The following is a 25963-nucleotide window of genomic DNA, read 5'->3' as shown; positions in this document are numbered from 1 at the left end:
CGCGTACTAAGGTTCCCGGCATGCGCATCGCCAGGTTCGCCACCGACGAGGGAATGTCCTTCGGGGTGGTCGAGGAGAACACCGTCGCCGCCATCGCGGCCCACCCGTTCGGGGATCTCGCCTTCACCGGGCAGCGGTACCCGCTCACCGACGTGCGGTTCCTCGCCCCGATCCTGCCCAGCAAGATCATCGCGATCGGGAAGAACTACGCCGAGCACGCCGCCGAGATGGGCTCCGAGGCCCCCGCGGAGCCGCTGATCTTCGGCAAGCCGTCCACGGCCGTGATCGGGCCGGGCGAGGCGATCGCGTACCCGCAGAAGCTGTCCGAGCGCGTCGACTATGAGGGCGAGCTCGCCGTCGTCATCGGCCGCATGTGCCGCGAGGTCCCCGCGGCCCGCGCCGCCGACGTCATCCTCGGCTACACCTGCGCCAACGACGTCACCGCCCGCGACCTCCAGGCCAGGGACGGCCAGTGGACCCGGGCCAAGGGCTTCGACACGTTCTGCCCCCTCGGCCCCTGGATCGAGACGGAGGCCGACCCGTCCGACCTGGAGATCATCACGACCGTGAACGGCGAGGTCCGCCAGCGGGCCCGGACGTCCCGGCTCATGCACACGATTCCGGCGCTCGTCGAGTACGTCAGCCAGGTCATGACCCTCCTGCCCGGCGACGTGATCCTCACCGGCACCCCCGCCGGCGTCGGCCCCCTGGAGATCGGTGACGAGGTCACCGTGACCGTCGAGGACATCGGCGGCCTCACCAACCGGGTCGTCGCCCGAGACTGACACCTCCGGAGGGGAACGTGGCGTTCGCGGGATTCACCACCGAGACCTTCTCGTTCTACGAGGGGCTGATGTCCGACAACGGCAAGCCCTACTGGACGGCCCACAAGGACGACTACGAACGCCACGTCCGCGGCCCCCTCGCGGAACTCTGCGCGGATCTCGAAGACGAGTTCGGGCCCGCGAAACTCTTCCGCCCCTACCGCGACGTCCGCTTCAGCAAGGACAAGACGCCCTACAAGACGCACCAGGGCGCGCACACCGGCGAGGGCTTCTACCTCCAGGTGGACGCGGACGGCCTCATGGTCGCGGGCGGCATGTACGCCCCCACCCCCGAGCAGTTGCGCCGCTACCGCGCCGCCGTCGACGCCGGCGCGTCCGGCGGAGAACTCCAGAAGATCGTGGACGGCCTCCGCGCCGCAGGTCTGGAGATCGCCGGCGACCGCCTCAAGACCCGCCCGCGCGGCACACCGGAAGACCATCCCCGCCTGGACCTGCTCCGCCACCGCTCCCTGTACGCCCACCGGGGCTGGCCCGCCGACCCCTGGATGTCCGACCCGGACGAGGTGCTCGCCCGCGTCCGCGATTCCTGGCGCCTCCTGCGCCCCCTGGTCGACTGGGGGCACGAGCACATCGGGCCGGCCGAGTCCACCCGCTGAACGCGTTTGGCGGGGCCGTTCGGTAATCGTTTTGGCCCAAGGTCGCGGACTCCTGTATTCTCTTCGAGGCGCGAGCGACCAGCCGGAAACGGCCGGAAGCGAGTACCACACTGGGGTATGGTGTAATCGGCAGCACGAGTGATTCTGGTTCACTTAGTCTAGGTTCGAGTCCTGGTACCCCAGCTGAGTCCACGCTCATACGTGGACCACGCCCCCGTCGTCTAGTGGCCTAGGACGCCGCCCTCTCAAGGCGGTAACGGCGGTTCGAATCCGCTCGGGGGTACGTGGCGGGCCTTCCATGCTCGTTGCCGCCTCCGGCGGCAACTTCGCCAGGGCCCGCGGTGTCTTCCCAGGGGGCGACCCCCTGGAACCCCCGATGTGGGGGCGGAGCCCCCACACCCCGCCATCGGGCGGGGTTTCTTGTTTTTGGAACCGTGCGGACATGCGGTCCTCTCGGCTCTCTACCTCGCGCGAACGTGGCCATCCGGCATCGAGGCCGTTCCACGCGTCGGTATTCCGGCCGCCGCTGCGCGCATCGGAGACTCTGAATCCATGCCCCACACGCGAGTCCGGGACCTGGGCATCGGCACGCTGCTCGGCTCTCGCCGTTGGGTTGCGCGTGGGGCCGGGGCCGGTCGGCCCGTACTCGGGGTGTGGGGCGGGGCGGAATAGGGTGGCGGCATGTTGTCTGCCGTGTCGGGGGTGCGGCGGCCGTCCGGGCGGGCGGCGGACGCGGCGTTCGCCGGGGGTGTTTTCCTGCTGGTGGGGCTGGCCACGCTCCATTCGCTGCTCGGCGCGCGGGAGGAGTCCTGGGGCGCCACCGCGATGGGGTGGGCACTCATCTTCGCCGCCTGCGCCTCGCTGGCGTGGCGGCACAGGTATCCCGTCGCCGTGACCGCGTTCACCCTGGTCGTGACCGGTGTGTACTACGTCGCCAGCGCCTACGACGGGCCGCTGATGGTCGTGTACGTCATCGCGCTGTACGGGGTGGCGGCGGCGGGACGGCTGCGGTCGGCGGTGGTGCTGGGGCTGCTCGGGGTCCTCGGGACGGGCGCCGGGACGCTCGCCGGGAACGACGACGTGACCGCGGTCGCGCTGTTCATGTTCACCGGATGGCTGGTCGGGATGGTCTCGCTCGGGTGGGCGCGGCACAGCCGGCTGGCCTACGCGCGCGAGGCCGAGCGGCGGGCGGCGGGGGAGGAGCGGCTCCGGATCGCGCGGGAACTGCACGATGTGGTCGGGCACCATCTGTCCATGATCAATGTGCAGGCCGCGGCGGCGCTGCGGCGGATGCGCAAGAATCCGGAGGTGGGCGTGCCTCAGGCGGAGACCGCCCTGGCGGAGATCAAGCGGTCCAGCCGGGAGGCGCTCGGCGACCTGCGCGCCACGCTCGGGATCCTGCGCCGGCCAGGCGAGGCCGCCCCACTGGCACCCGCGGCCGACGGCGCGTGGCTCGACGAGCTGGCCGCGTCCGCTCGGCTCGCGGACCTCGACGTCCGGACGCGCATCGGCGGCGCGGGGCACGCCCCGCCGACGGAGGTGCGGCTCGCCGCGTACCGGGTCGTCCAGGAATCGCTCACCAATGTGGCCCGCCACGCGCACGCGACGCGTGTCGATGTCCGTGTCGAGTGCGCGCCCGGACTCGTCACCGTGGAGGTCGTGGACGACGGGCGCGGTCCGGCGCGGGCCGAGTCGTCCGGCAGTGGCATCGCCGGGATGCGGGAGCGGGCGCGGGCGCTCGGCGGCGAGCTGACCGCCGGTCCAGCGCCGGGCGGCGGGTTCGCGGTGCGGGCCGTTCTGCCCTTCACCGGGACGGAGCCGCGTTCATGATCAAGGTGTTGCTGGCCGACGACCAGCGTCTCGTCCGGGCGGGGTTCCGCTCGATCCTCGAGGACGAGGACGGCATGGAGGTCGTCGGTGAGGCGGACAACGGCGGGGCGGCCGTCGCGGCGTGCCGTGAGCTGCGTCCGGACGTGGTCCTCATGGACATCCGGATGCCCGGCACGGACGGCTTGGAGGCCGCCCGCCTCATCGGAGCGGACCCCCGCCTGGAGGGGGTCAAGGTCGTCATCCTCACGACGTTCGACCTGGACGAGTACATCTACGGGGCACTGCGGGCCGGGGCCTCCGGGTTCCTGGTCAAGGACAGCGAGCCGGAGGAGCTGGTGCACGCGGTGCGGGTCGCGGCGCGCGGCGACGCGCTGATCAGCCCGGCGATCACCCGGCGGCTCATCGCCGAGTTCGCCGGACGCGTGGCGGCGCCCCGTCCGAGCCCCGCGCTGAACGCCCTCACCGAGCGGGAACGCGAGGTCATGGGGCTCGTGGCGGTCGGTCTCAGCAACGACGAGATCGCCGCGCACCTGACGCTCAGCCCCGCGACCGCGAAGACGCACGTGAGCCGGATCATGACGAAGCTGGCCGTCCGCGACCGCTCCCAGCTGGTGGTCATGGCGTACGAGTCGGGCATGGTCACGCCCGGCTGGCTGGACCGCTGACGCAACTTCCGGGGTATGCCGGGACGCCGGCCGCAACCGCTGGGGTACGGCAGGTGACAGCTCCCGGCCGATGCCCCGAGGCATGCCGTGTTCGGATGATGACGGCATGTCCTTCTCTGACAATTCAGGTGTTCTCGGGCGCCTGGCCGGGTGGGCGCAGCGGCGCCGGTTCATCGCGATCGTCCTGTGGGTCGCGGTGGTGGCCTCGGTCGTCGCCGGCTCGCAGCTCGCCGGCGGAGCGTGGCGCAACGACTTCGCCCTGCCCGGTACCGACTCCCAGGCCGCGGCCGATCTTCTGGAACGGCACGGGTCGGCGCAGGCGGGCGGAGGCGTCCAGATCGTCTTCCAGTCCCCCGGCGGGCTGCGCGACGATCGGGCGCGGATCGTGCCGATGCTCGACCGGGTCCGTGCTCTGCCGGGCGTCGCGGACGTCCGCGACCCGTTCACCGACCGTTCCGCGATCTCCCGTGACGGCACCATCGGCTACGCCGCCGTCGTCCTGGACGGCGCGTCCGAGACCGTTCCCAAGGAGGACGTCAAGCGCCTCATCGACACGGCCCACGGCATCGCGGCCGATGACCTGCGGGTCGAGGTCGGCGGTGACGCCGTGCGCGGCGTGTCCGAGGAGGGCGGGGGCGGCGGCGAGGGCGCCGGGATGCTCGCCGCGCTGGTGATCCTCGTCCTGCTGTTCGGTTCGGTGCTCGCGGCGGCACTGCCGCTCATCACCGCGATCTTCGCGGTGGCCGCCTCGATCGGGCTGATCACGCTGGCCTCGCACGTGTTCACCGTCGCCGACTTCACGCCGCCGATCATGATGCTGGTCGGTCTCGGGGTGGGGGTCGACTACGCCCTGCTGATCTTCTACCGGTACCGGCACGAGCTGATGGCCGGCGCGGAGCGCCCGGACGCCACCCGCGCCGCTCTCGACGCGGCGGGACGGACCGTCTTCTTCGCGGGATGCACCGTCATCATCGCGCTGCTCGGTCTCGTCGCCCTCGGGCTCGGGTCGCTGCAGGGCGTGGCGCTCGCCGTGGCGCTGACCGTCCTGGTCACGATGGCGGCGTCGCTGACGCTGCTGCCCGCGCTGCTGGCGATCTTCGGTGGGCGCGTCCAGCGGCACGTGCTGCGCCGCGCGGCGAAGGCCGATCGGAAGGGGCGCGGGGAGGGACGGCGCTGGGAGGCGCTGGCGAACGGGGTGCAGCGCCGTCCCGTGCCGGCCCTGGTCGTCGCCGTGGCCGCGCTGCTCGCCCTCGCGGCGCCCGCGCTCGACATGCGGCTTGGCTTCGCCGACGCGGGCAATGACGCCGAGGCGTCCACGAGCCGGCAGGCGTACGACCTTCTCGCCGAGGGGTTCGGGCCGGGGTTCAACGGCCCCTTGATCGTCGTCGCGGACGGCGACGCCGCGAAGCTGCGCGACACCCTGGCCCGTACCCCCGGCATCGCGGCGGCCACACCGCCGATCCCGTCGAAGGACGGGGCGATCTCGACGGTCATCGCGTTCCCGGCGAGCGCCCCGCAGGCCGCCGAGACCGCCGACCTCGTCCGCGTCCTGCGCGCCGACGTGCTGCCGCCGCTCACCGCCGACACCGGGACGGCCTACCTGATCGGCGGGCCGACCGCGGCCGCGCTCGACTTCGCCGACTCCGTCGAGAACCGGATGCCGCTGTTCGTCGCGATCGTCGTGGGACTGTCGTCGCTGCTGCTCATGCTCGTCTTCCGCTCGCTGCTCATCCCGCTGAAGGCGGCCGTCCTCAACCTGCTGTCGATCGCCGCCGCCCTCGGCGCGATCACCCTGGTCTTCCAGGACGGCCGGTTCGGCGCGCAGCCCGGCCCGATCGAGGCGTTCATCCCGGTGATGATCTTCGCCATCGTGTTCGGGCTCTCCATGGACTACGAGGTCTTCCTCGTCTCCCGCATCCACGAGCGCTGGGCGGCGACCCGCGACCACGCGCGGGCCGTCCGCGAGGGGCTCGCCGCCACCGGCGGGGTCATCACCGCGGCCGCCGCCATCATGATCGTGGTGTTCGGCGCCTTCCTGCTGAGCCCCGACCGGATGCTCCAGCAGTTCGGCCTCGGCCTCACGGTCGCGATCCTGCTGGACGCCGTGGTGATCCGCTGCCTGATCGTCCCCGCGGTCATGCACCTGCTGGGCCGCCGGGCCTGGTGGCTTCCCGCCCCGCTGGCCCGCGTCCTGCCCGAGGTCGCGCTGGAACGCCCGGAGAGCCCGGCCCCGCGTAGGGAAAAGCCGGTCGAGGGAGAGGTGAACGTCCGGTAAGCTTGGCGAAGCCCGAGCGGGAGACTGCGGAGGCTTCGTTGAGTCCGGCCCCCGTCGTCTAGTGGCCTAGGACGCCGCCCTCTCAAGGCGGTAACGGCGGTTCGAATCCGCTCGGGGGTACAGCGCAAAGCCCGATCACTACGGTGATCGGGCTTTTCTGTTTCGACCTCTTCGGAGTCCTAACCCTTTTTGCCCCCGGTAAGGACTTCGAGCAGCCCCCTGGCGGGAGCGGTGGGCGCCGACAGCAGGACCGGTCGTCTGTTTCGTACCGGTCCGCGTGTGATGATGATCCCGTGATCGATCAGCGCCCACGCCTGCGCGGCCTGCACTGGATCAAGCGGTGGATCTATCGGGGGGACAAGCCTCACGCCGTCGCGAAGCTGCTCAACCGGTACTGGTCGCGCCAGTACCGGTCGGGAACCCTCCTCGCACGCTCCCGTGACGTCGAACTCGGGGTGAGGGGACGTTCGAGCGGTCGGCCGATCACGTTTCCGATCGTCCTGGCCGACGTCGACGGCGTCTGGTACGCCGTGTCCATGCTCGGCGCGAACGCGAACTGGGTCCGTAACGTGCGAGCCGCCCACGGCGAGGCGCTCATCCGCCACGGCGGCTCGTGGAACGTGCGTCTCATCGAAGTGCCCACCGCCGAGCGCGCCCCGATCCTCAAGCGGTACCTCGACATCGCGCCGGGCGCGCGTCCGCACTTCCCGGTCGACCGGTCCGCGCCGTTGAGCCGGTTCGAGAGCGTCGCGATCGACCACCCCGTCTTCCGCGTCGACGGCTTCACGCCGGGCGAGCGGGGGTGACCCTCGGCGCGGAGTGCCCGCATTGAGGATCGGCACCCGCAGGCTGCCGGTCCCGTGCGGATTCGTCTCTTCTAGGGTGAAAACGTGATCAGCAAACTGAGGGCCCTGCTGGGCCGCGTGGCCGCCGACGCCAACCTCGACCTCTACTGCCTGATCATCACCGCCCTGGTGTTCACCCTGCTCGGCGGGTTGGGCATCTCGGACGTGAAGACGCTCTCGTCCGCGGTTCTCGCGCTGCTGGCCTTCATGGCGTTCTCGCAGATCAAGTCCCGGAACCAGATAGGCGCGATCGCGCGGGAGCGCGCGAGCGACGATCTGGTCCTGCTGCGTACGGAATTCCCGGAGGAGTACCACGCGCGCAGGGCGCGGGCGCGGACCTTCCTGTTCGTCGGCATCTCCGGGTCGAGGACGATCCGGACGATGCATCGTGATCTGCGGCGGATGCTGGAGGCGGGAGGAAAGGCGCGGATCCTCCTGCTCGATCCGACGGACGAGCGGCTCGTCCGTGAAGCGGCCCGCAACCGCGCTTCGGACGGCGGCCCCGAGAGGCTGCGCGGACGTATCGAGGCGTCCCTCGAGGATCTGATCCATCTGCGCGACTCGACCGGCGGTGATCTGGAGGTCCGGGTGAGCCCGTTCGTCCCCGTCATCGGGTTCAACGGGATCGACCTGGAATCCCGGGACGGCGGCGTTCTGGTGCAGCACTACGAGCACCGGTCGGAACAGGAGGCCGCCCCCATCCTGTGGCTCGAACGCCGCGACGGCCCCTGGTTCGACCACTTCACGGCGGAGGCCCGCCGCATGTGGGAGGACGGGCTGCCGTGGCCGCTGGACCGGCGGATCCCTCCGGAGGGAACGCCGCGACCCTCGTTCGTGACCGAATTCGATGAGGAATTCGATACCCGGCTCGCCTCGGCCCGGCGGCTGTTCGTCACCGGGGTCACCCGCAACAGCCTCGTGCATTCCCGATACGGCCTGCTGGAGCGCCTGCTGCGGGACGGATGCGAGATCCGCGTCCTGCTCATCGATCCCGATTCGCCGGCCGTGGCGGTCGCCGCGGAACGGTACTACGCGCAGCGCTCCACCGACAGCCTGCGCGAACGCATACGCCACACGCTGCGTCTCCTGGAGGAACTCGGCCGCGCCCATGAGGGGCTGAGCGTCCGGCTCACCGAGCATCCCCTGGCGATCGGGCTTCTCGCCGCCGACTGGCCCGCTCCGGACCCCGCCGCGCGGCCCGCGCTGTTCCTTGAGTACTACACGTACCAGGCGGCCGGTGAGCCGAAATTCACCCTGCAACCGGACGACCCGTGGTTCGCGCATTTCCTCGACGAGGCATCGATTCTCTGGGACGCGGCGACACCTGCGACCTTCGCCGACTGACATCGGCCGTTCGGGTGGGTCGCGATCGCCTGCTCGGCGCTAGCCGAGAAGGCCGTGTTCTTCGGCCAGGTCCAGGGCGGCTTGACTGGCGGGCGCCAGGAGGCGGCGGTCGGACGGGAGGACGTAGCGGTACTCGCCTATCTCGGACGCCGGGGTGAGGGTTCCGCTGTAGCCGGCGGTGAAGCATGCCATGCGGACGTGCGTGAAGGACGGCTGGTCATGGGCTTCGGCGTGGACGACGCCCAGTTCTCGGAAGGACGGCTCGTCCAGGTCCAGGGCCAGTTCCTCGCGGACCTCGCGGGACAGCGCCGTCCAGTCCGATTCGCCGGGTTCGCGTTTGCCGCCGGGGAGGTACAGCAGGTCTCGGCCTCGGGCCCGGACGGTCAGCAACCGGCCGTCCGACACCTGCACCCACGCCACCACGTCCAGAACCGCCATGCGCATCAGTATCCGGGACGGAGGGTGACGGGGCCGGTGATGCCCAGGGTCGCGGCCGCCGAGCCCTGGTTGACGGCCAGGCCGAGCAGGCCGGACGAGTCGATCCAGAGCAGGGGCTCACCGCGGGCGACGCAGCCGAAGGTCTCCACGAAGAGGACCTCGATCGCGCGTTCGCCTTCCGGGGTCGTCCAGGAAACTGTGATGGGCGTCCCGTAGGGCAGGTCGCCGAAGGCCTCGGTCAGGTCGGGGCGCTCGGCGCCCAGGATCAGGCTTCCGTACCTGTCGGTGTAGAGGAGGGGAACGGTCAGCGCGCGGTCCGCGCGGACGGGGCGTGGGACGTCCAGCGGAAGGAGCTCGGTCCGCGGGCCCAGTTCCGCTATCGGGACGCCGGAGGCGACGTGGGCCGCAGCCGGGGAGAAGATGTCGCGGCCGTGGAAGGACGTCGAGATCTCCCGGAGGCGGTAGGCGGGATTCTCCAGGCGGTGCGCCCTCACCAGGCCGCCGAGCTTCTCCGCGGCTGGAGAGAGGAGGCCGTTGTCGGGGCCTATCAGGACGTCGCCGCGTCCGGTTTCCACGGCGACCGGGTGGCGGGAGGTGCCCACGCCTGGATCGACGATGCCCACGTGGACGCCGGCCGGGAGGTAGGGGAGTGCCTGGCGCAGGAGCATCGCGCCCTCGGTGACGGCGAACGGGGTGATCTCGTCGCTCAGGACGAGGACGTTCGCCGCGGGGGCGATGTTGTAGATCACTCCCGCGCAGATGGCGGTGTAGGCGGCACCGAAGTCGGTGGCCAGGCTGATGAACGGACGACCACCGGGCACACCCGCAACCTAGCTCAGGCCAGCGCGAGCAGGGGGCCGGCCACGGCCAGGGTGATCGTCAGAGCGGTCGTCAGGAGGACGGAGACCGGGTCGGCGACGCTCGTGCCCTCCGCGAGCCGGTGGTGGCGGAGGCGCAGGGCGATCCGGGCGCGGCGGAGCTGGAGGGCGGCGCCGCCGCAGACGACGGCGGCCGACGCCGCGGCGGCCGGCATCGACGGGGCGAACCGGACGCACAGCAGACCCGCGACGATCAGCGCGAGGGTCGTGCGGGACCACGCGAGCGCCGTCCGTTCCGGCTGGGCTCCGCGGTCCCACAGGGTCATCGCGTCGCCAGCAGCGCGACGAGCAGGACGATCGCTGTCGCGGCGAGGCCGTACGACATGAGCGGGGCCAGGGCCGGGGGCGGCAGGGTCTCGGCGCGGCGGAGGGCGCGTTCGGTGCGGAGCCAGCGGCGGAAGGCGAGGGCCGCGACCAGGGCGCCGGTCCCGGAGAACACGATCGCCAGGCCGATGCGGAGGGGCGCGTCCACGAGGTCTCCGCTGAGCGCGACGCCGATGCCGCCCGCGATCAGTGCCAGCGCGGTGCGGATCCAGGCGAGGAACGTGCGCTCGTTGGCGAGAGTGAAACGGGGGTCGGGGTCCGTTCCCTCGGCGAGCAGGCGGTCGGCCCAGCCGCCGGACGGGCCGGGGGCTTGCGTCGCGGTCATCATCCCCCTCTGCGTCGCTCGGCGGGCGCGATGATCGATCGCGCCCGGGGACTCATGGTAGGCGACGAAAGCCGATATGAATTCCCACTGAATATGCCGGGATACACGGAAACCGTGCAGGTCGCGGGGTTCATCCGGTCAGACGGATGTCGGCGGACGAACGGCCCGCGCGCACGGTGCGGGGCTCACCGTCCAGGGATATCCGAGTCGTCGCCTCTGCGCCCGGTTCCGCCTCCACCGCCTCGAAGCCCACGAGCCGTGAGGCGTCGTAGCACTGGACGACCTCGCGGCCCGGTCGGGTGCCCGTGTTCCGGACGGTCACCTCGGCGACGCCGTCCTGGAGCTTGAGCGACGTGTACTCCCAGGTCGTGTAGCCGAGGCCGTGCCCGAAGGGGAAGGCGATGTCGTCGGGCGCGTAGTGCCGGTGGCCGATGTCGGCGCCCTCCGCGTAGGCGAGGGTTCCGTCGGCGTCCGGGACGGGGGAGAGGAGGTCGCTCTCGGAGGCGGGGAAGGTGGTGGGGAGGCGGCCCCCCGGTTCGGCGGCGCCGCACAGGACGTCCGCGATGGCGTCGCCTCCCTCCTGGCCGGGCAGCCAGGCCCACAGGATCGCGGCCACCTCGTCCCGCCAGGGCATCAGGACGGGCGCGCCCGCGTTCACCACCGCGATCGTGCGGGGGTTGGCGGCGGCCACGGCCGAGATCAGGGCGTCCTGGCGGCCGGGGAGGGCCAGGGTCGTGCGGTCGAAGCCCTCGCTCTCCACGCCGTCGTGGGTGCCCACGATCACGATGGCGGTCTCCGCCGCGCGGGCGGCCGCGACGGCGGCGGCGAATTCCTCGTCCTCCGGCAGGTGCGGCTCCTGATATCCGAGGCTGAACGCGGCGCCCCGTCCGCCGGTCGCGTGCCGCAATTCCACAGGGACGGTCCGTCCCGCGGAGAGTTCGGCTTCCATGCGGTGCTCCGGTGGACGCATCAGAGCCTCGACGGGATCGAGGCCGTCCGCGGTGAGCGTCGCCGTTGTGGAAAGGGAGCCGATCCGCAGTTCGTGCGCGCCGACGCCCGCGGCCGCGAACGTGTGGATTCCGTCGGTCGCGGGGGTGACGTTCGCGCGGAGGACGATCTGTGCGGTGCCCGGCGGGAGGCCGTCCAGGATGATGAAATGCGCGGCCGAGCGGTGCTCGGAGTTCAGAAGTGCTCCGTCCGCGTCGATGAATTCCAGCCGGACGCCGCGTTCCCCCGTTTCGGGGTCGGTGGCCATGCCGATCGGCAGAGGCGCCAGACGGTCATGTGGGTGGACGCCGGAATGGACGGGGAACGCGGGGCCGAAGACCCGTCGCAGGCCCTCCACGGGGGTCACGACGTGGGCCGGGTTCACGTGGGCGCTGCCTCCGCCCTGCGCGCTGAAACGCACCGCGTTCGGCCCGATCAGCGCTATCGCGGACCCGGGGGAGAGGGGCAGTACACCGCCCTCGTTGCGGAGCAGGACCATGCCCTGGGCCGCGAGCCCCCGAAGCTGGTCACGGGCGTCGGGCGGTGTGGTCACCGGTGGCGGCTCCGGGACGCCTTCGAGCGCTCCCACGCGGGCGGCGAGACGCAGCAGGCGCAGGACCTTGTCGTCCACGAGTTCCTCGGCGACCCGCCCTTCACGAACGGCCGCGGCCAGTTTCGCGCGCCATCGGCTGGACGGCAGGCCCGGCATTTCGAGGTCCATTCCCGCGTTGGCGCTCGCCTCCGTCGACCGGATCGCGGTCCAGTCCGACACGATGACTCCGTCGAAACCCCAGCGCTCTTTGAGAACCTCGGTGAGCAAGGGCCGGTTCTCGGTCATGGACGTCCCGTTGACCTTGTTGTAGGCCGCCATGACCGCCCATGCGCCCGCCCGGACCGCCTCGGCGAAAGGCCGCAGGTACACCGACTCCAGCACGGAGGGGGAAATGCGCGCGTCGTACGACATGCGCCCCGTCTCCGAGTCGTTGCCCACGAAGTGCTTGACGGTCGCCGCGACCCCCGTGGACTGGACGCCCCGCACGAATCCCGCGCCGATGCGCGCCGTCAGCAGCGGGTCCTCGGAGTAGTTCTCGAAATGCCGTCCGCCCAGGGGCGTCCGGTGCAGGTTGACGGTGGGGGCCAACTGCACGTGGACGCCCTTGTCCCGCGCCTGCGCGCCGTTGAGGAACCCGGCCCGCTCGGCCGAGGGCACCGACCAGGTCGCCGCCAAGGACGTGGCGTTCGGGAACAGCAGGCTGGGCGCCCGCTCGTCCCACGCCACACCCCGGACGCCGCTCGGCCCGTCCGAGAGGACGAGCCGCCGCAGGCCGATCTCGGGGACGGCCCGCAGCGTCCAGAAGTTTGCCCCCGTCAGCAGGTCGGCCTTCTCGTCGAGGGTCAGCCGGGCGACCCGCCCGCGCAGATCGTCCTCCGGAACGGACATGACGCACCACCACCCGGTCCACGACCCTATGCCGCGACGCGGCGGAGATCACGAGGCGGTGCGGCGCATCCCCTCGGAGATCTTCTCGGCGGCGGCGACGACCGGGCCGGCGTGCAGGCGGCCGGGGGAGCGGGTCAGGCGTTCCAGCGGGCCGGAGACGGAGACGGCGGCGATCACCCGGCCGCCGGCACCGCGGATCGGGGCGGACACGGAGCCGACGCCCTGCTCGCGCTCGCCGACGCTCTGCGCCCAGCCGCGCCGCCGGACCGAGGCCAGGGTCGTCGCCTCGAACTTGGCGCCGCGCAGGCCGCGGTGCATCCGGTCCGGCTCCTCCCAGGCCAGCAGGATCTGGGCGGCGGAGCCGGCGATCATCGGGAGGGCGGCGCCGACCGGGATCGTGTCGCGCAGTCCGCTGGTCCGCTCGGCGGCGGCGACGCAGACCCGGACGTCCCCCTGGCGGCGGAACAGCGACGCGCTCTCCCCGGTGAGGTCGCGCAGCTGGGCGAGGATCGGCTGGGCGATCGCGAGGAGGCGGTCCTCCCCCGCCGCGACGGCCAGCTCGGCGAGGCGCGGACCGAGGATGAATCGTCCCTGCGTATCGCGGTGGACGAGGCGGTGGTGCTCCAGCGCGACGGCGAGCCGGTGGGCGGTGGGACGGGCCAGACCGGTCGTCTGGACGAGCTGGGCGAGCGAGGCCGGGCCGGCCTCCAGCGCGTTCAAGACGAGAACCGCTTTGTCAAGTACGCCGACTCCGCTAGAGTTGTCCATGTCTTGATATTGGAGTCTCGTAATCTGAGATGCAAGTCAGGGTGACCGAGACCACGGCGCAGCGGAGCGCCGACGACCGTGACAGGTGAGGTGGAGCATGGGCCGTACATTGGCCGAGAAGGTGTACGACGCGCACGTCGTACGGCGTGCCGAGGGTGAGCCGGACCTCCTCTACATCGACCTGCACCTGGTCCACGAGGTCACCAGCCCGCAGGCGTTCGACGGGCTGCGGATGGCGGGCCGCCGGGTCCGCCGCCCCGACCTGACGATCGCCACCGAGGACCACAACGTCCCGACGACCGACCTGCTCAAGCCGATCGCCGACCCGGTGTCGCGCACCCAGGTCGAGACGCTGCGCAAGAACTGCTCCGAGTTCGGCGTCCGGCTGCACCCGATGGGCGACGAGGGCCAGGGCATCGTCCACGTCATCGGCCCGCAGCTGGGCCTGACCCAGCCGGGCATGACGGTCGTCTGCGGCGACTCCCACACCTCCACGCACGGCGCGTTCGGCGCCCTGGCGTTCGGCATCGGGACGAGCGAGGTCGAGCACGTCCTCGCCACCCAGACGCTGCCACAGGTCAAGCCGAAGACCATGGCGGTCACGGTCGAGGGCGGGCTGCCCGCGGGCGTCACCGCCAAGGACCTGATCCTGGCGATCATCGCCCGGATCGGCACCGGCGGCGGCCAGGGGCACATCGTCGAGTACCGGGGCGAGGCGATCCGGTCGTTGTCGATGGAGGGCCGCATGACGGTCTGCAACATGTCCATCGAGGCGGGCGCCCGCGCCGGCATGATCGCCCCCGACGAGACCACCTTCGAGTACCTCAAGGGCCGCCCGCACGCCCCGCGGGGCGAGGAGTGGGACCGGGCCGTCGAGTACTGGACGTCCCTGCGCACCGACGACGACGCGGTCTTCGACAAGGAGGTCGTCATCGACGCCGCCGAGCTGACGCCGTTCGTCACGTGGGGCACGAACCCGGGCCAGGGCCTGCCGCTGGGCGACTCCGTCCCGGACCCGGCGACCCTGGCCGACCCGGTCGAGCGGCAGTCCGCCGAGCGCGCCCTGGAGTACATGGGCCTGACGGCCGGGACGCCGCTGCGCGACATCGCGGTCGACACCGTCTTCGTCGGGTCCTGCACCAACGGCCGCATCGAGGACCTCCGCGCCGTCGCGGGCGTGCTGCGGGGCCGCAAGGTGGCCGACGGCGTCCGGATGCTGGTCGTCCCCGGCTCGATGAAGGTCAAGAAGCAGGCCGAGGACGAGGGGCTGAACGAGGTCATCTCCGCCGCCGGGGCCGAATGGCGCGAGGCGGGCTGCTCGATGTGCCTCGCCATGAACCCGGACAAGCTGACCCCGGGTGAGCGCAGCGCCTCCACGTCCAACCGCAACTTCGAGGGACGGCAGGGGCCGGGCGGACGCACCCACCTGGTGTCGCCCGCCGTCGCCGCCGCCACCGCCGTCACCGGCCGCCTGGCCGCGCCCGCCGACCTGTGAGGAAGCAGAGCATGGAAGCCTTCACCACCTACACCGGCCGCGCGGTGCCGCTGCGCCGCAGCAACGTCGACACCGACCAGATCATCCCGGCCGTCTGGCTCAAGCAGGTCAGCCGCACAGGCTTCGACAAGGGCCTGTTCTCCGCCTGGCGGGAGGACCCGGAGTTCGTCCTGAACCAGCCGCGGTACGAGGGCGCCGGCATCCTGGTCGCCGGGCCCGACTTCGGCACCGGGTCGTCCCGGGAGCACGCCGTCTGGGCGCTGCAGCAGTACGGGTTCCGCGTCGTGATCGCGGCCCGGTTCGGCGACATCTTCCGCAACAACTCCACGAAGATGGGCCTGCTGCCGGTCGTCCTGACGGGCGAGCAGGTCGAGGCCCTGCAGAGCGCGGTCGAGAAGGACCCCGCCCTGGAGATCACCGTCGACCTCGACGGGCGCGAGGTCCGCTGGGGCGCCGACACGGCGTCCTTCGAGATCGACGACTACACGCGCTGGCGCCTGATGGAGGGCCTGGACGACATCGGGCTGACCCTCCGCCACGCCGACGCGATCAGCGGGTTCGAGGGGGACCGGGCCGCCTGGCTGCCCGTGACCCTCTGACCCGCCGCACGTCAGGCCCGGTCCGCGAGCGCGGGCCGGGCTTTCGGCGACCCCGCCGCCCGCCGCCCGGTCCCGTGGGCGGACAATCGTCCCCGACGGCGAGAAGGCGCGAGCGTTGGGGGGCATGACCTTGAGCACGGTCCCATGGGCCGGGCCGCAGTGGGACGACCCGGACCTGACCCGGCTCGCCCGGCGGCTCCGCGACGCGCACCGCGCCGTCGCGCCGCTGCCGCCCGAGACCCGCCGCCGGCTCATCCGGCACCTGCTGGCGATCACCGACCTGGCCAAGCGGGACGCCGGTCTCGCCGGCCGCCGCCTGGAGGGCTTCCTCGCCGATGTCGGGGGCGCGGCGGGCTTCCGGAACCCGGCGGATCCGCAGGGTGCGGCAGGCCACCCGGGTGCGGCCGATTTCCAGGACGCACCCGACGTCCGTTAGCGTGCGCAGTGGCCGGATACGGTCCGGCCGCCCGGCGAGACGGGGGCGAGTCCGACAAAAACGCCAGCGACACGGCAACTATTGCGTGCAGGTGATTGTGTCCTCGGTATGGGTCCCTTAGTTTCGTCTGGGCAAGGGGGGAACCAGAGGAGTAACCCATGAACAAGCGTGAGCTGGTCGACGCGATCTCTGACCGGCTGGGCAGCAAGAAGGCCGCAGCCGAGGCCGTCGACGCGATCCTGGAGACGATCCAGACCACCGTCGCCAAGGGCGACAAGGTCGCGATCACGGGGTTCGGTTCGTTCGAGAAGGCCGACCGGCCTGCCCGTACGGCCCGGAACCCCGCAACGGGCAAGACCATCGAGGTTCCCGCGACGTCCGTGCCCAAGTTCAAGGCCGGGGCGGACTTCAAGAACCTCGTGGCCGGCAAGAAGTAGGCCTCATCGCCTCAGCGCCCGGGTCCCGAATGTGGACGACCCGGGCGCTGACGCATGAGCGGAGACTCCCGATCCCGTACGCGGCCACCTCCGCTGCGGGCCCGATGCGCAAGGCCAGGTCCGCCTCGCGGCGCTGCCCGGCACCCGCCTCGCGGCGGGGCCCAGCGCCTTGTTCCGGGCGCGGTCCGGCATCCGGTTCGCGGCGCGGCTAGCGCGCGGGCGGCAGGGGGAACGTCGAGAGCGTCACGACCGCGACGCGGTCGCCGTCCAGCGCCAGGTTCACCCGCTGCCCGAACCGCAGCAGCCGCAGCCCGCCCGCCCCGAACGCCTCCGCGTCGAACGGCAGCTCCGTGCCGTCGTCGAGCAGCACGCTGCCCGTGCGCGTGGCGGTGTCGAAGGTCCGTACGGTCCCCTGCATGACGGCACCCTATCCCGGCCCCGTCCGCCGTCGGCGCGGGCGCCGCGGCGGGCCGGTCAGCGGAGGGCGGGGAGGCGGGCGGCGATCTCCGCCGTGCGGGGGCCCGTGCCGAGCAGCAGGGCCTCACGGAGGTCGTCGGGGGTGTCCACGTCGCGGCGGACGGTGGCGATGCCGTCCAGGAGCAGTTCCGCGGCGCCCCGGGCGCGGTGGGCGGCGCGGGAGCCGCCGCCGAACGCGGGGGCGAACGGGACCCCCGGAAGCGCGGTGTAGAGCGTCGTGCCGATGCCCGCGGCGTCCGGCACGAACGCCTCGGGACGGAGGGCCGCGGCGTCCAGCACCCGGGCAAGTTCAAAAGGACGCAAAGCGGGCAAGTCTGCCGAAATGGCTCCGACTCCGGCATTCGGGGCGAGGACCCTGCCACGGCCCGCCCCGTGCACCAAGGCCGGGTTCAGCCCAGCGTCCGGCTCGTCCGGGACGATCCGGGCGCCGAGCGCCGCCAGCTCGGCGGCCGGGACGGGATCGTCCGTGACCACTATCACGTTCTGGACGCGGTCGCAGGCCAGCGCCGCGGCGACGGTGTCGGCGGCGACGGCGAGGGCGAGGTCCGCGCGGTACGGGCCGGCGGCGGCCGACATCCGCGTCTTCGCCCGGGCGAGGACCTTCACCGGGACGACGAGCGACCACGGGAGGCGGGGCGCGCTGCGCGCTGCGGTAGACATGGCGACTCGACACTATGCGCACGCAACCGCGACACTTGAGGACACCCCGCGTTCACGCCGGGGACGGATCGAGGAGGCAAGGGCATGAGCCACGGCGCGTCCCCGGGCTGGCGGAGGTTCGCGGTCGTGATCCTGCGCCCCCTGCTGTCCGCCCTGCTGAAGAGGGACTGGCGGGGCCGCGGGAACGTGCCCCGGACCGGCGGCGTGATCATCGCCGCGAACCACCTGTCCGGCGCCGACCCCTTCGCCTTCGCCCACTTCGTCTACGAGTCGGGCCGGTTCCCGCAGTTCCTCGCCAAGGCGCCGCTGTTCGAGGTGCCGTTCGTCCGGCGGGTGCTGCGCGGCACGGGGCAGATCCCCGTGTACCGCGACCGCGCCGACGCGTCCCTCGCCCTCCGCGACGCCGAGGAGGCGCTCCGGGAGGGCGCGTGCGTCTGCATCTACCCGGAGGGCAGCTGCACCCGCGACCCCGACCTGTGGCCCATGACGGGCCAGACCGGTGTGGCGCGGCTGGCGCTGCGGACCGGCGCCCCGGTCGTCCCGCTCGCCACCTGGGGGCCGCACGAGCTGCTGCCCTACAAGAAGGGCGAGCAGACGGGCCTCGCGGGCAGCCTGAAGAGGGGCTTCCACCCGTTCCCCCGCAAGACGATGCGGGTGATGGCCGGGCCACCGGTCGACCTGTCCGGATACGCGGGGGAGCCCCTCTCGAAGGAGACGCTCCGGGCCGCGACGGACGACGTCATGTCCGCCATCGCCGCCCTGCTCGGCGAGCTGCGCGGCGAGGCGCCGCCGGCGGAGCGCTACGATCATCACCGGGTCCTGGAGGAGCGGCGCGGAACGGCCGGGCGGGGCCCGAACCGCGAGGAGAAGGCGGCCGGATCGTGAGCTACCGCACCGCCGTCATGGGCGCCGGGTCCTGGGGGACGACGTTCGCCAAGATGCTGCACGACGCGGGGGGCGAGGTCACCGTGTGGGGCCGCCGCCCGGACCTCGTCGAAGCGATCAACGAGCGGCACGAGAACGCCGACTACCTGCCGGGCGTCCCGCTGCCCGAGGGGCTCCGCGCGACGCTCGACCCGGCCGAGGCCCTCGCCGGAGCCGACTTCGTGGCGCTCGCCGTCCCGGCGCAGACGCTGCGGACCAACCTGTCCGCCTGGGTGCCGCTGCTGCCGCCCGAGTCCGTCCTGGTCAGCCTCATGAAGGGCGTCGAGCTCGGCACGACCCGGCGGATGTCGGAGGTGATCCGCGAGGTCGCGGACGTCCCGGAGGACCGGGTCGCGGTGTTCAGCGGGCCGAACCTGGCGCGCGAGATCGCGACCGGGGAGCCGAGCGCCGCCGTCGCCGCGTGCGCCGACGAGGACGCCGCCGTCCGGCTCCAGGCCGCGACCATGACCCAGTACTTCCGCGTCTACACCTCCACCGACGTGATCGGCTGCGAGCTGGGCGGGGCGATCAAGAACGTCGTGGCGCTGTGCGTCGGGATGTCGGTGGGGCTCGGCTTCGGGTCCAACACCCAGGCGGTGCTGATGACCCGCGGGCTCGCGGAGATCGCCCGGCTCGGCGCCGCGCTCGGCGCCGACGAGCACACCTTCGCGGGGCTCGCCGGCATGGGCGACCTCGTGGCGTCCTGCGTCTCGCCGCTGGCGCGGAACCGGACGTTCGGCGAGAACCTCGGCCGGGGCATGAGCCTGGACGAGGTGATCGCGGTGACCAAGCAGACCGCCGAGGGCGTGAAGTCGTCGGAGGCCGTGCTGGAGCTCGCCGGCAAGCACAACGTGGAGATGCCGATCACCGAGGCGGTCGTGTCGGTGCTGTACCACGGGACGCCCATCAAGGACGCGGCGATCGCGCTGATCTCCCGCTCGCCCAAGCCGGAGCGCTACGGATTGTGACCGCCGGGGACGGATCGCGCCCGTGGCCGACTTCGGCCGGTGACCGGTAAGGTCGGGCATCATGTCCCAGGTTTCTCCCAAACTTCGCGTGGCCGTGGTGTTCGGCGGACGCAGTTCCGAGCACGCGATCTCGTGCGTCACCGCCGGCGCCGTCATGGCCGCGATCGACCGGGACCGCTACGACGTCGTGCCGATCGGCATCGCCCGCGACGGCCGCTGGGTGCTCGCCCCCGAGGACCAGCGGCTCGCGATCGTGGACGGCCGGCTGCCCGAGGTGTCCGGTTCGGGGGCCGCGCTCGCGCTGCCGTTCGACCCGGACGCGCGCGGCCTCCTCGCGATCGAGCCGGGCGCGGTCCCGGCCACGCTCGGTGAGGTCGACGTCGTCCTGCCGCTGCTGCACGGCCCGTACGGGGAGGACGGCACGATCCAGGGGATGCTCGACCTGGCGGGCGTCCGGTACGTGGGCGCGGGGGTGCTGGCCAGCGCGGTCGGCATGGACAAGGGCTTCATGAAGCTGGTGTGGCAGGCGTGCGGCCTGCCCGTCGGCCCGTACGTGCTGATCGGCGACCGGGAGTGGCGCCGGGAGCGCAAGCGCAAGATCGACGAGGTGAAGGAGCTGGGCCTCGGGGACGGCCGCGCCGTGTTCGTGAAGCCCGCCCGCGCCGGGTCGAGCATGGGCATCTCCCGGGTCACCGAGGAGTCGGCGCTGGAGGCCGCGGTGGACGCGGCGCGCGAGCACGACCCGAAGGTGATCGTCGAGGCGGGGATCGACGGCCGCGAGATCGAGTGCGGTGTGCTGCAGGGCGTCGGGGACGAGGCGCCCGAGGCGAGCCTGCCCGCCGAGGTGCTGATCGCGGGCGAGCACGCCTTCTACGACTTCGAGACCAAGTACCTCGACGGCTCGACCAGCATGGCGATCCCCCCGAGCCTGCCGTCCGCGGCGATCGAGGAGGCGCGGCGCCTCGCGGTCAAGGCGTTCGAGTCGCTCGACTGCGAGGGCCTCGCCCGGGTCGACTTCTTCTACACCACCGACGGCCGCTGGATCCTCAACGAGATCAACACGATGCCCGGGTTCACCCCGGCGTCGGCCTTCCCCCAGATGTGGGCGGCGAGCGGCTTGAGCTACGGAGACCTGGTCGACCGCCTGATCCAGACGGCGCTGCGGCGGCCGATCGGGCTGCGCTAGCGCCCCTCGAAGCGGACGCGGCCGAGGTCCTCCAGGGTGGCGGCGTCGACGGCGCGGGCGCCCTGGTCGGAGATCGTCCACAGGGCGGGGCCGACGACGAGGGACCGGCGGACGGAGTCGCCGAACGTTCCCACGGTGCCGAGCCGGCGGATCGTCCCGCCGGCGACCGTGAGGGCGAGGGCCTCGCTCCCGCCCCGGCCCGGCCGGGTGACCGGGATGACGGTGAGGCCGGACGCGGGCCGGTACAGGAACGCGTGCGGTTCGAACTCGGCCTCGGAATGGGCGCCGGGCAGCCGGTAGGAGGCGATCCGCCGGGGTTCGCCGGACACGTCGAAGAGCGACACCTGCGTTCCGCGGGTGCGGCCGGTGGCGGGGTCGGCGTCCTGGCCGACGCCGAGGAGCCGTCCGTCCGCCAGGGGGTGCAGGTAGGCGGAATAGCCGGGGATCTTGAGCTCGCCGGTGAGGCGGGGGCGGCGCGGGTCCTTCAGGTCGACCACGTAGAGCGGGTCGACCTGCCGGAACGTGACGACGTACGCGGTCGCGCCGAGGAACCTGACGGAGTGGATCCGCTCGCCCTTCCCGAGGCCGCCGAGCCGCCCGATCTCGGTGAGCCGGAGGCCGCGCCGCGCCAGCACATGGACGGCGGACTCGGACGACCGCGCGTTCTGCGTCGTCGTCGCGATGCGCAGGTTCCCGTCGTGCTCCGACATGGAGTACTGGTTGAGGACGCCGCCCGGCACCGACCCGGACGCGACGTAGACCGGACGCCCGGCGCCGCCGACGTCGAACCGGTGCACATGTGTGCGCTGCTCCTCGGCACCCCACGGCGAGCCCGTGACGTAGAGGCTCGCGCCGTTGCCGTAGACGGTGGCGCCGTCGGCGGCGACGCTGACCGGCGACGGGTCGCCGAGACCGCGCGCGAGGTCGAGCGTCAGGACGGTCAGCATGCTCGTCCCCGGCTGCCCGGCAGGGCGGCTGACCTGGTCGCAGGGCGTCCTGTAGGTGCGGCCTCCGATGTCGAAGCCGGGGATCCAGGCGTCCAGGGGCGCCTTCCGGATCGCCTCCCTGTTGCGCTCCACGGCCTTCTCCGGCGAGACGCGCGGCGTGTACGGGAAGCGGATCCGGGGAACGGAGCGCATGACGACCCGCACGACGTGGCCGCTCTGCCGCGCGTCCACGTACTCGGCCTCGGACGCCATCTCCCCGACGATCTCCGGGGTGCCGGAGAGGTCGACCAGCGTGAGCCGGGACCGCTCCGCGCCGGGAGCGAACCCTGGAGCGGACCCCGGCGCGGGCCGCGCCGCCATCGTGAGGCCGCCGGACAGGACCAGCACCCGGTCGCCGCTCAGCAGCAGCCGCTCGCCGTGCGCGTGTCCGGGCAGCGGCAGGCTGTGCAGGAGCCGGCGGGACGCCGGGTCGACGACCTGGAGGCGACCGCCGGACAGGGTGACGATGCGGCGCCCGTCGGTCTTCACGAGGTCCGGCTCGTCCGCGCCCGGCTCGTGGGTGTTCGTCGTCGAATGCTCGGGGGCGGGCGCGCGGGCCGCGGCCTCGGGGACGGCGCCCTTGGGCATGGCGCGGAACTCGGCCGGGCCGCCGTCCAGCCCGTACGGGCCGACCCGTTCGAGCGCCGCGCGGCGCAGCCCGTCCAGCAGCGGGCCGCAGCCGTCGTAGGCGACCAGCCGCATCGGCGGGGCGTCCGGGGCGGGGGCGCCTGCCGGCGCGCCGGAGCATCCGGCCGCCGCCAGGGTGACGGCCGCGGCGAGCACGGCGAGGGTAGGGGCGCGCATGGACGTCGGACGCGGCGGCCCGCCCCCCGGTTCCTAGCTTTCCCGGCGTTTCTCCTGTTTCTCCCGCTTCGCGATGACGCCCTCGATCTGCACGCACAGCTTGGAGCCGAGCGGCCAGCCGACGTAGTGCAGCAGGAAGACGCCGATCTCTCGCAGCTCGTCCGGTGTCAGCTCCTCGTTGCCCAGTGCCGCCGGGAGCTGGATGTCGAGGACGTCGTTCAGGCCCTGCCCGGCGAGCATGCCGATGAGCAGCAGCCGTCGGTCCCGCACGCTCAGCCCGGGACGCGTCCAGATCTCGGCGAACAGGTGGTCGGCGGTCAGGGCGAAGAAGTCGCCCTCGCCGTCCGACATCTCCCAGCCGTAGACCTTCCCCATCATCTCGAGGCCGCGCCTGCGGCGCTCGGTCATCGGCTCATCCATCGCCGTCCTCCAGTCCGAGCCCGGCGGCGAACCGCTGGAGCGCGAGTTCCGCGAACGGGGCGTCCACCCCGAGTTCCCCGGCGAGATCCAGAGCGAGCGACAGGTCCTTCTCGCCCAGGGCGCGCACGTGCCGCAGGATGTCGTACAAGGCGTCGTCCTCGGCCAGCGGCGCCGTCGTCGGGCGCAGCATGATCGAGCCGGGACCGCCGGTGATCGCGTCGGTGTGCCGGACGATCCGGCCCAGCTTCCGCAGCGACACCCCGGACGCCTCCGCGAGCCGCTGTGCCTCCGCCGCCGCGCTGAACGCCACGAAGTGCAGCAGGTTGCGCGCGAGCTTCGTGCGGGTCCCCGCGCCCACCGGACCCATGTGCAGGACGAGCTCCGCCCACGTCCCGAACGGCTCGCGGCACCGCTCGAACGCCTCCCCGGTGCCGCCGACCATCACGGCCAGGGTCCCGGCGCTCGCGCCCATGAACCCGCCGCTGACCGGCGCGTCCACGACGTCGATGCCGTACCTGCCGCCCTCTTCGGCCAGCTCCACGGCGGTGCGCGCCGCGATCGTCGAGTGGATCGCGAGGACGGTGCCGCGGCGGGCGCTGGCGAGGATCTCCGCGCCGACCTCCCGCACCTGCTCGTCATCCCGGACCATGACGGACACCACGTCCGCGTGCGCCGCCACCTCCGCGACGCTCCTCGCGGCCCGCGCGCCCGCCTTCACCAGCGGCGCCACCGCCTCCGGGCGCGTGTCGTACACGATGAGGCCGCGGCCGGCGAGATGCCCGGCCATCGGCGCGCCCATCTGGCCGAGGCCGATGAACCCGGGGGTCATGCGCGGAACACCTCGCCGCCGTCCACGTTGACGATCTGACCGGTGACCCAGGCCGCGTCGTCCGACAGCAGGAACAGGCACGCTCCGACGAGGTCCTCGGGCGTCCCCATGCGCTTCAGCGCCATCTTGTCCTGGACGATCTTCTGCGACATGCCGCCGGGCACGACCTTCCGGTTCGCCTCCGTGTCGATCGGGCCGGGCGCGATCGCGTTCACCCGGATGCCCATGCCGCCGAGCTCGTGCGCGAGCTGCTGCGTCAGGCCGTTCACCCCGACCTTCGCGAGCCCGTAGAAGCCGGAGTACTGCCACGCCGCCGTGGACGACTGGTTCACGATCGACCCGCCGCCCCGCACCTGCATGTGGGGGTAGCAGGCCCGCGCGCACAACAGCGCCCCGTCCATGTTCACGGCCATGAACCGCTTGTAGTAGTCCCAGTCCACGGTGAACAGGAAGTCGAGCTTCATCGTCCCGAAGATCGCGGCGTTGTTCACCAGGTGGTCGATGCCGCCGAACCGCTCCACGGCCGCGTCCGCCATCGCCCGCACCGACGCGGGGTCGGACACGTCCGTCCGGACGAACAGGCCCTTCACCTCGTCGGCCACGGCCTGCCCGCGCTCGGCGTCCACGTCCGCGACGACGACCGCCGCGCCCTCCGCCGCGAGGCCCCGCACGTACGCGGCGCCGATCCCCTGCGCGCCGCCGGTGACGATGGCGACCTTGTTCACGAACCTCATAGCCCCTCCGCGATCGCCTTGGTCTCGAGGTACTCCTCGAATCCCGCCGTGCCCATCTCCCGGCCGATGCCCGACTGCTTGTAGCCGCCGAACGGGACGTCCGCGCCGTACCAGACGCCGCTGTTCACGCTGACCGTGCCGGTGCGCAGTCGCGCCGCGATGCCGCGCGCCCGCTCCAGGTCGCCTCCGTGCACGGCGCCCGACAGGCCGTAGGGCGAGTCGTTGGCGATCCGCACGGCGTCGTCGTCGCCGTCGTGCGGCAGCAGCGCCAGCACCGGCCCGAAGATCTCCTCGCGGGCCACCCGGCTGTCGTTCGTCAGCCCGGTGATCAGCGTCGGCTCGATCCAGAAGCCCCTGTCGCGCCCCTCGGGCCGGCCGCCGCCCGCGGCGAACGACCCGCCCTCCTCCTTCGCGAGCGCGAGGTACCCCTCGATGCGGTCGCGCTGGCGGGCGGAGATGACCGGGCCGCACATCGTGCCGGCGTCCTGCGGGTCGCCCGCGCCGAGCCCGCGCAGCGTGCCCGCGATGATGCCGGCGGCCTCGTCGTACCGGTCGCGCGGGACGAGGATCCGCGTCGTGAGCGCGCACCCCTGCCCCGCGTGCGCGACGCTCGAGAACGCCGCGTACCCGCACGCGGCCTTGAGGTCGGCGTCGTCGAGGACGATGAACGCCGACTTGCCGCCGAGCTCCAGGAACACGCGCTTGAGGGTCGCGGCGCCGGCCGCCATGACGGCGCGGCCCGTCGCGGTGGACCCGGTGAACGACACCAGGTCGACGCGGGGGTCGGACGCGAGCTGCGCGCCCAGGGCGTGGTCGGACGACGTGATCACGTTCACGACGCCCGGCGGGATGTCGGTCTCCTCGGCGATGACCTCGCCGAGGACGGCGGCGCACCAGGGCGTGTCGGGCGCCGGCTTCAGCACGACGGTGTTGCCCGCCGCCAGCGCGGGACCGACCTTCGCCAGGTTGATCTGGTGCGGGAAGTTCCAGGGCGTGATCGCGCCGACCACCCCGGTCGCCTCCCGGACGACGCGCCGCCGGGTCGGCATCCCCATCGGCTCGGCCCGCCCGAGGTCCTGCTCCCACGCGTAGGACTCGGCGAGGTCGGCGAACCAGCCGATGTCCTCGACGGGGGCGTCCAGCTGCGCCCCGAACGTCAGGAACCGGGGCGCCCCGACCTCCTGGATCGTGAGCTCCCGGAGCTCGTCGCCGCGGCGCCGCAGGCCCTCGCGCAGCTGGCGCAGGCACCGTACCCGGAAGGCGAGGTCGGTCGCCCAGGACGTCTCGTCGAACGCGCGCCGGGCCGCCCCGATGGCCGCGTCCATGTCGGCGGCCGTGGCGTCGGCGGCGGTGCCGAGCACCTCCTCGGTCGCGGGGTTGATCGTCTCGAAGGCGCCGCCCGTACCGCGGGTGAGCCGCCCGTCCAACAGAAGCAAGCGATCGGTTG

General features: G+C 72.6%; 26 protein-coding genes, 3 tRNA genes and 1 pseudogene. 17 read left to right on the top strand and 13 right to left on the bottom strand.

The features are described from left to right. The first annotated feature begins 20 nt into the window (after positions 1 to 20). The 10 genes from IE99_RS0105455 to IE99_RS30045 all read left to right on the top strand — a co-directional run bounded on the left by IE99_RS0105455 (position 21) and on the right by IE99_RS30045 (position 8400). A complete protein-coding gene (locus IE99_RS0105455) occupies positions 21 to 785 on the top strand; it encodes a fumarylacetoacetate hydrolase family protein (RefSeq protein ID WP_030164511.1) in 765 nt (254 codons plus the stop codon). A 17-nt stretch (positions 786 to 802) separates the two neighbouring features. Continuing rightward, positions 803 to 1441, top strand: coding sequence for a DUF2461 domain-containing protein (locus tag IE99_RS0105450; protein WP_030164508.1), 639 nt, complete (start codon positions 803 to 805; stop codon positions 1439 to 1441). 111 nt (positions 1442 to 1552) lie between these two features. Continuing rightward, positions 1553 to 1624, top strand: a tRNA-Gln gene (locus IE99_RS0105445). Between the two features lie 27 nt (positions 1625 to 1651). Next, positions 1652 to 1724, top strand: a tRNA-Glu gene (locus tag IE99_RS0105440). Between the two features lie 398 nt (positions 1725 to 2122). Continuing rightward, positions 2123 to 3271, top strand: coding sequence for a sensor histidine kinase (locus tag IE99_RS0105435; RefSeq protein ID WP_030164505.1), 1149 nt, complete (start codon positions 2123 to 2125; stop codon positions 3269 to 3271). Continuing rightward, on the top strand, positions 3268 to 3936 hold the full coding sequence (locus IE99_RS0105430; protein ID WP_030164502.1) for a response regulator: 669 nt from the start codon (positions 3268 to 3270) through the stop codon (positions 3934 to 3936). Before IE99_RS0105435 ends, IE99_RS0105430 begins: the two co-directional genes overlap by 4 nt. A 106-nt stretch (positions 3937 to 4042) precedes the next feature. After that, the gene (locus IE99_RS0105425) at positions 4043 to 6211 is read left to right on the top strand and encodes an MMPL family transporter (RefSeq protein WP_245623073.1); all 2169 of its coding nucleotides are present in this window, start codon (positions 4043 to 4045) and stop codon (positions 6209 to 6211) included. A gap of 47 nt (positions 6212 to 6258) precedes the next feature. After that, positions 6259 to 6331: transfer RNA gene (locus tag IE99_RS0105420), tRNA-Glu, on the top strand. Positions 6332 to 6504: 173 nt separating this feature from the next. Continuing rightward, a complete protein-coding gene (locus tag IE99_RS0105415) occupies positions 6505 to 7017 on the top strand; it encodes a PNPOx family protein (RefSeq protein WP_211258734.1) in 513 nt (170 codons plus the stop codon). A gap of 84 nt (positions 7018 to 7101) precedes the next feature. Further along, positions 7102 to 8400, top strand: a complete 1299-nt coding sequence (locus tag IE99_RS30045) for a hypothetical protein (protein WP_051712061.1) — start codon at positions 7102 to 7104, stop codon at positions 8398 to 8400. Positions 8401 to 8439: 39 nt separating this feature from the next. On the opposite strand, the gene IE99_RS0105405 is transcribed toward IE99_RS30045, so the two are convergent. The 6 genes from IE99_RS0105405 to IE99_RS0105380 form a co-directional block, all read right to left on the bottom strand. Then, positions 8440 to 8838, bottom strand: a complete 399-nt coding sequence (locus tag IE99_RS0105405; protein WP_030164491.1) for an NUDIX hydrolase — start codon at positions 8836 to 8838, stop codon at positions 8440 to 8442. Positions 8839 to 8843: 5 nt separating this feature from the next. Continuing rightward, on the bottom strand, positions 8844 to 9659 hold the full coding sequence (locus IE99_RS0105400) for an SAM hydrolase/SAM-dependent halogenase family protein (RefSeq protein WP_030164488.1): 816 nt from the start codon (positions 9657 to 9659) through the stop codon (positions 8844 to 8846). A gap of 14 nt (positions 9660 to 9673) precedes the next feature. Beyond that, the gene (locus IE99_RS0105395) at positions 9674 to 9982 is read right to left on the bottom strand and encodes a DUF202 domain-containing protein (protein ID WP_030164484.1); all 309 of its coding nucleotides are present in this window, start codon (positions 9980 to 9982) and stop codon (positions 9674 to 9676) included. Next, entirely contained in the window at positions 9979 to 10365 is a 387-nt protein-coding gene (locus tag IE99_RS0105390; RefSeq protein ID WP_030164482.1) for a YidH family protein, read from the bottom strand. The genes IE99_RS0105395 and IE99_RS0105390 overlap by 4 nt, the downstream gene beginning before the upstream one ends. A gap of 130 nt (positions 10366 to 10495) precedes the next feature. Next, positions 10496 to 12793, bottom strand: a complete 2298-nt coding sequence (locus IE99_RS0105385; RefSeq protein WP_030164479.1) for a glycoside hydrolase family 3 protein — start codon at positions 12791 to 12793, stop codon at positions 10496 to 10498. 48 nt (positions 12794 to 12841) lie between these two features. Beyond that, a complete protein-coding gene (locus IE99_RS0105380; protein ID WP_030164472.1) occupies positions 12842 to 13561 on the bottom strand; it encodes an IclR family transcriptional regulator in 720 nt (239 codons plus the stop codon). Between the two features lie 97 nt (positions 13562 to 13658). On the opposite strand from IE99_RS0105380, the gene leuC reads away from it, so the two are divergent. The 4 genes and pseudogenes from leuC (at position 13659) to IE99_RS0105360 (ending at position 16528) form a co-directional block, all read left to right on the top strand. Beyond that, entirely contained in the window at positions 13659 to 15056 is a 1398-nt protein-coding gene (gene leuC / locus IE99_RS0105375; protein WP_030164469.1) for a 3-isopropylmalate dehydratase large subunit, read from the top strand. A gap of 11 nt (positions 15057 to 15067) precedes the next feature. After that, on the top strand, positions 15068 to 15655 hold the full coding sequence (leuD, locus tag IE99_RS0105370) for a 3-isopropylmalate dehydratase small subunit (RefSeq protein ID WP_030164466.1): 588 nt from the start codon (positions 15068 to 15070) through the stop codon (positions 15653 to 15655). Between the two features lie 130 nt (positions 15656 to 15785). Then, positions 15786 to 16001: pseudogene (locus tag IE99_RS0105365) on the top strand (SCO5555 family protein); the annotation flags it as partial. Between the two features lie 248 nt (positions 16002 to 16249). Continuing rightward, a complete protein-coding gene (locus tag IE99_RS0105360; RefSeq protein ID WP_030164461.1) occupies positions 16250 to 16528 on the top strand; it encodes an HU family DNA-binding protein in 279 nt (92 codons plus the stop codon). 208 nt (positions 16529 to 16736) lie between these two features. On the opposite strand, the gene IE99_RS0105355 is transcribed toward IE99_RS0105360, so the two are convergent. Both IE99_RS0105355 and cofC read right to left on the bottom strand, forming a co-directional pair. Further along, positions 16737 to 16946 (bottom strand): hypothetical protein, encoded by a 210-nt coding sequence (locus IE99_RS0105355; protein WP_030164458.1) that lies wholly within the window; start codon positions 16944 to 16946, stop codon positions 16737 to 16739. 56 nt (positions 16947 to 17002) lie between these two features. Continuing rightward, positions 17003 to 17665, bottom strand: coding sequence for a 2-phospho-L-lactate guanylyltransferase (cofC, locus tag IE99_RS0105350; RefSeq protein ID WP_030164455.1), 663 nt, complete (start codon positions 17663 to 17665; stop codon positions 17003 to 17005). Positions 17666 to 17749: 84 nt separating this feature from the next. Between cofC and IE99_RS0105345 the strand changes: the two genes are divergently transcribed. The 3 genes from IE99_RS0105345 (at position 17750) to IE99_RS0105335 (ending at position 20743) form a co-directional block, all read left to right on the top strand. After that, entirely contained in the window at positions 17750 to 18550 is an 801-nt protein-coding gene (locus IE99_RS0105345) for a lysophospholipid acyltransferase family protein (protein WP_030164453.1), read from the top strand. 17 nt (positions 18551 to 18567) lie between these two features. Next, positions 18568 to 19557 carry an NAD(P)H-dependent glycerol-3-phosphate dehydrogenase gene (locus IE99_RS0105340; RefSeq protein ID WP_030164450.1) on the top strand — a complete coding sequence of 330 codons (990 nt, stop codon included), beginning with the start codon at positions 18568 to 18570 and terminating at the stop codon, positions 19555 to 19557. Between the two features lie 61 nt (positions 19558 to 19618). Further along, positions 19619 to 20743, top strand: coding sequence for a D-alanine--D-alanine ligase family protein (locus tag IE99_RS0105335; RefSeq protein WP_030164447.1), 1125 nt, complete (start codon positions 19619 to 19621; stop codon positions 20741 to 20743). On the opposite strand, the gene IE99_RS0105330 is transcribed toward IE99_RS0105335, so the two are convergent. The 5 genes from IE99_RS0105330 to IE99_RS0105310 are packed head-to-tail and all read right to left on the bottom strand — an operon-like array spanning position 20740 to position 25952. Continuing rightward, a complete protein-coding gene (locus IE99_RS0105330; protein WP_030164443.1) occupies positions 20740 to 22533 on the bottom strand; it encodes a beta-propeller domain-containing protein in 1794 nt (597 codons plus the stop codon). The two genes, IE99_RS0105335 and IE99_RS0105330, sit on opposite strands and share 4 nt — an antisense overlap. Positions 22534 to 22566: 33 nt before the next feature. Then, positions 22567 to 22953 carry a carboxymuconolactone decarboxylase family protein gene (locus IE99_RS0105325; RefSeq protein WP_211258733.1) on the bottom strand — a complete coding sequence of 129 codons (387 nt, stop codon included), beginning with the start codon at positions 22951 to 22953 and terminating at the stop codon, positions 22567 to 22569. Further along, positions 22946 to 23782, bottom strand: coding sequence for an NAD(P)-dependent oxidoreductase (locus tag IE99_RS0105320; RefSeq protein WP_030164437.1), 837 nt, complete (start codon positions 23780 to 23782; stop codon positions 22946 to 22948). The genes IE99_RS0105325 and IE99_RS0105320 overlap by 8 nt, the downstream gene beginning before the upstream one ends. Further along, the gene (locus tag IE99_RS0105315; protein ID WP_030164433.1) at positions 23779 to 24516 is read right to left on the bottom strand and encodes an SDR family oxidoreductase; all 738 of its coding nucleotides are present in this window, start codon (positions 24514 to 24516) and stop codon (positions 23779 to 23781) included. Before IE99_RS0105315 ends, IE99_RS0105320 begins: the two co-directional genes overlap by 4 nt. Beyond that, complete coding sequence (locus IE99_RS0105310; RefSeq protein ID WP_245623071.1) at positions 24513 to 25952, bottom strand: aldehyde dehydrogenase; 1440 nt, start codon at positions 25950 to 25952, stop codon at positions 24513 to 24515. The genes IE99_RS0105315 and IE99_RS0105310 overlap by 4 nt, the downstream gene beginning before the upstream one ends. Positions 25953 to 25963 lie beyond the last annotated feature (11 nt).

The organism is Spirillospora albida, assembly GCF_000718255.1.
Lineage (GTDB): Bacteria > Actinomycetota > Actinomycetes > Streptosporangiales > Streptosporangiaceae > Spirillospora > Spirillospora albida.
Note: the sequence above shows the minus strand (reverse complement) of the source record. Positions and strands in the feature narration are given on the sequence as shown.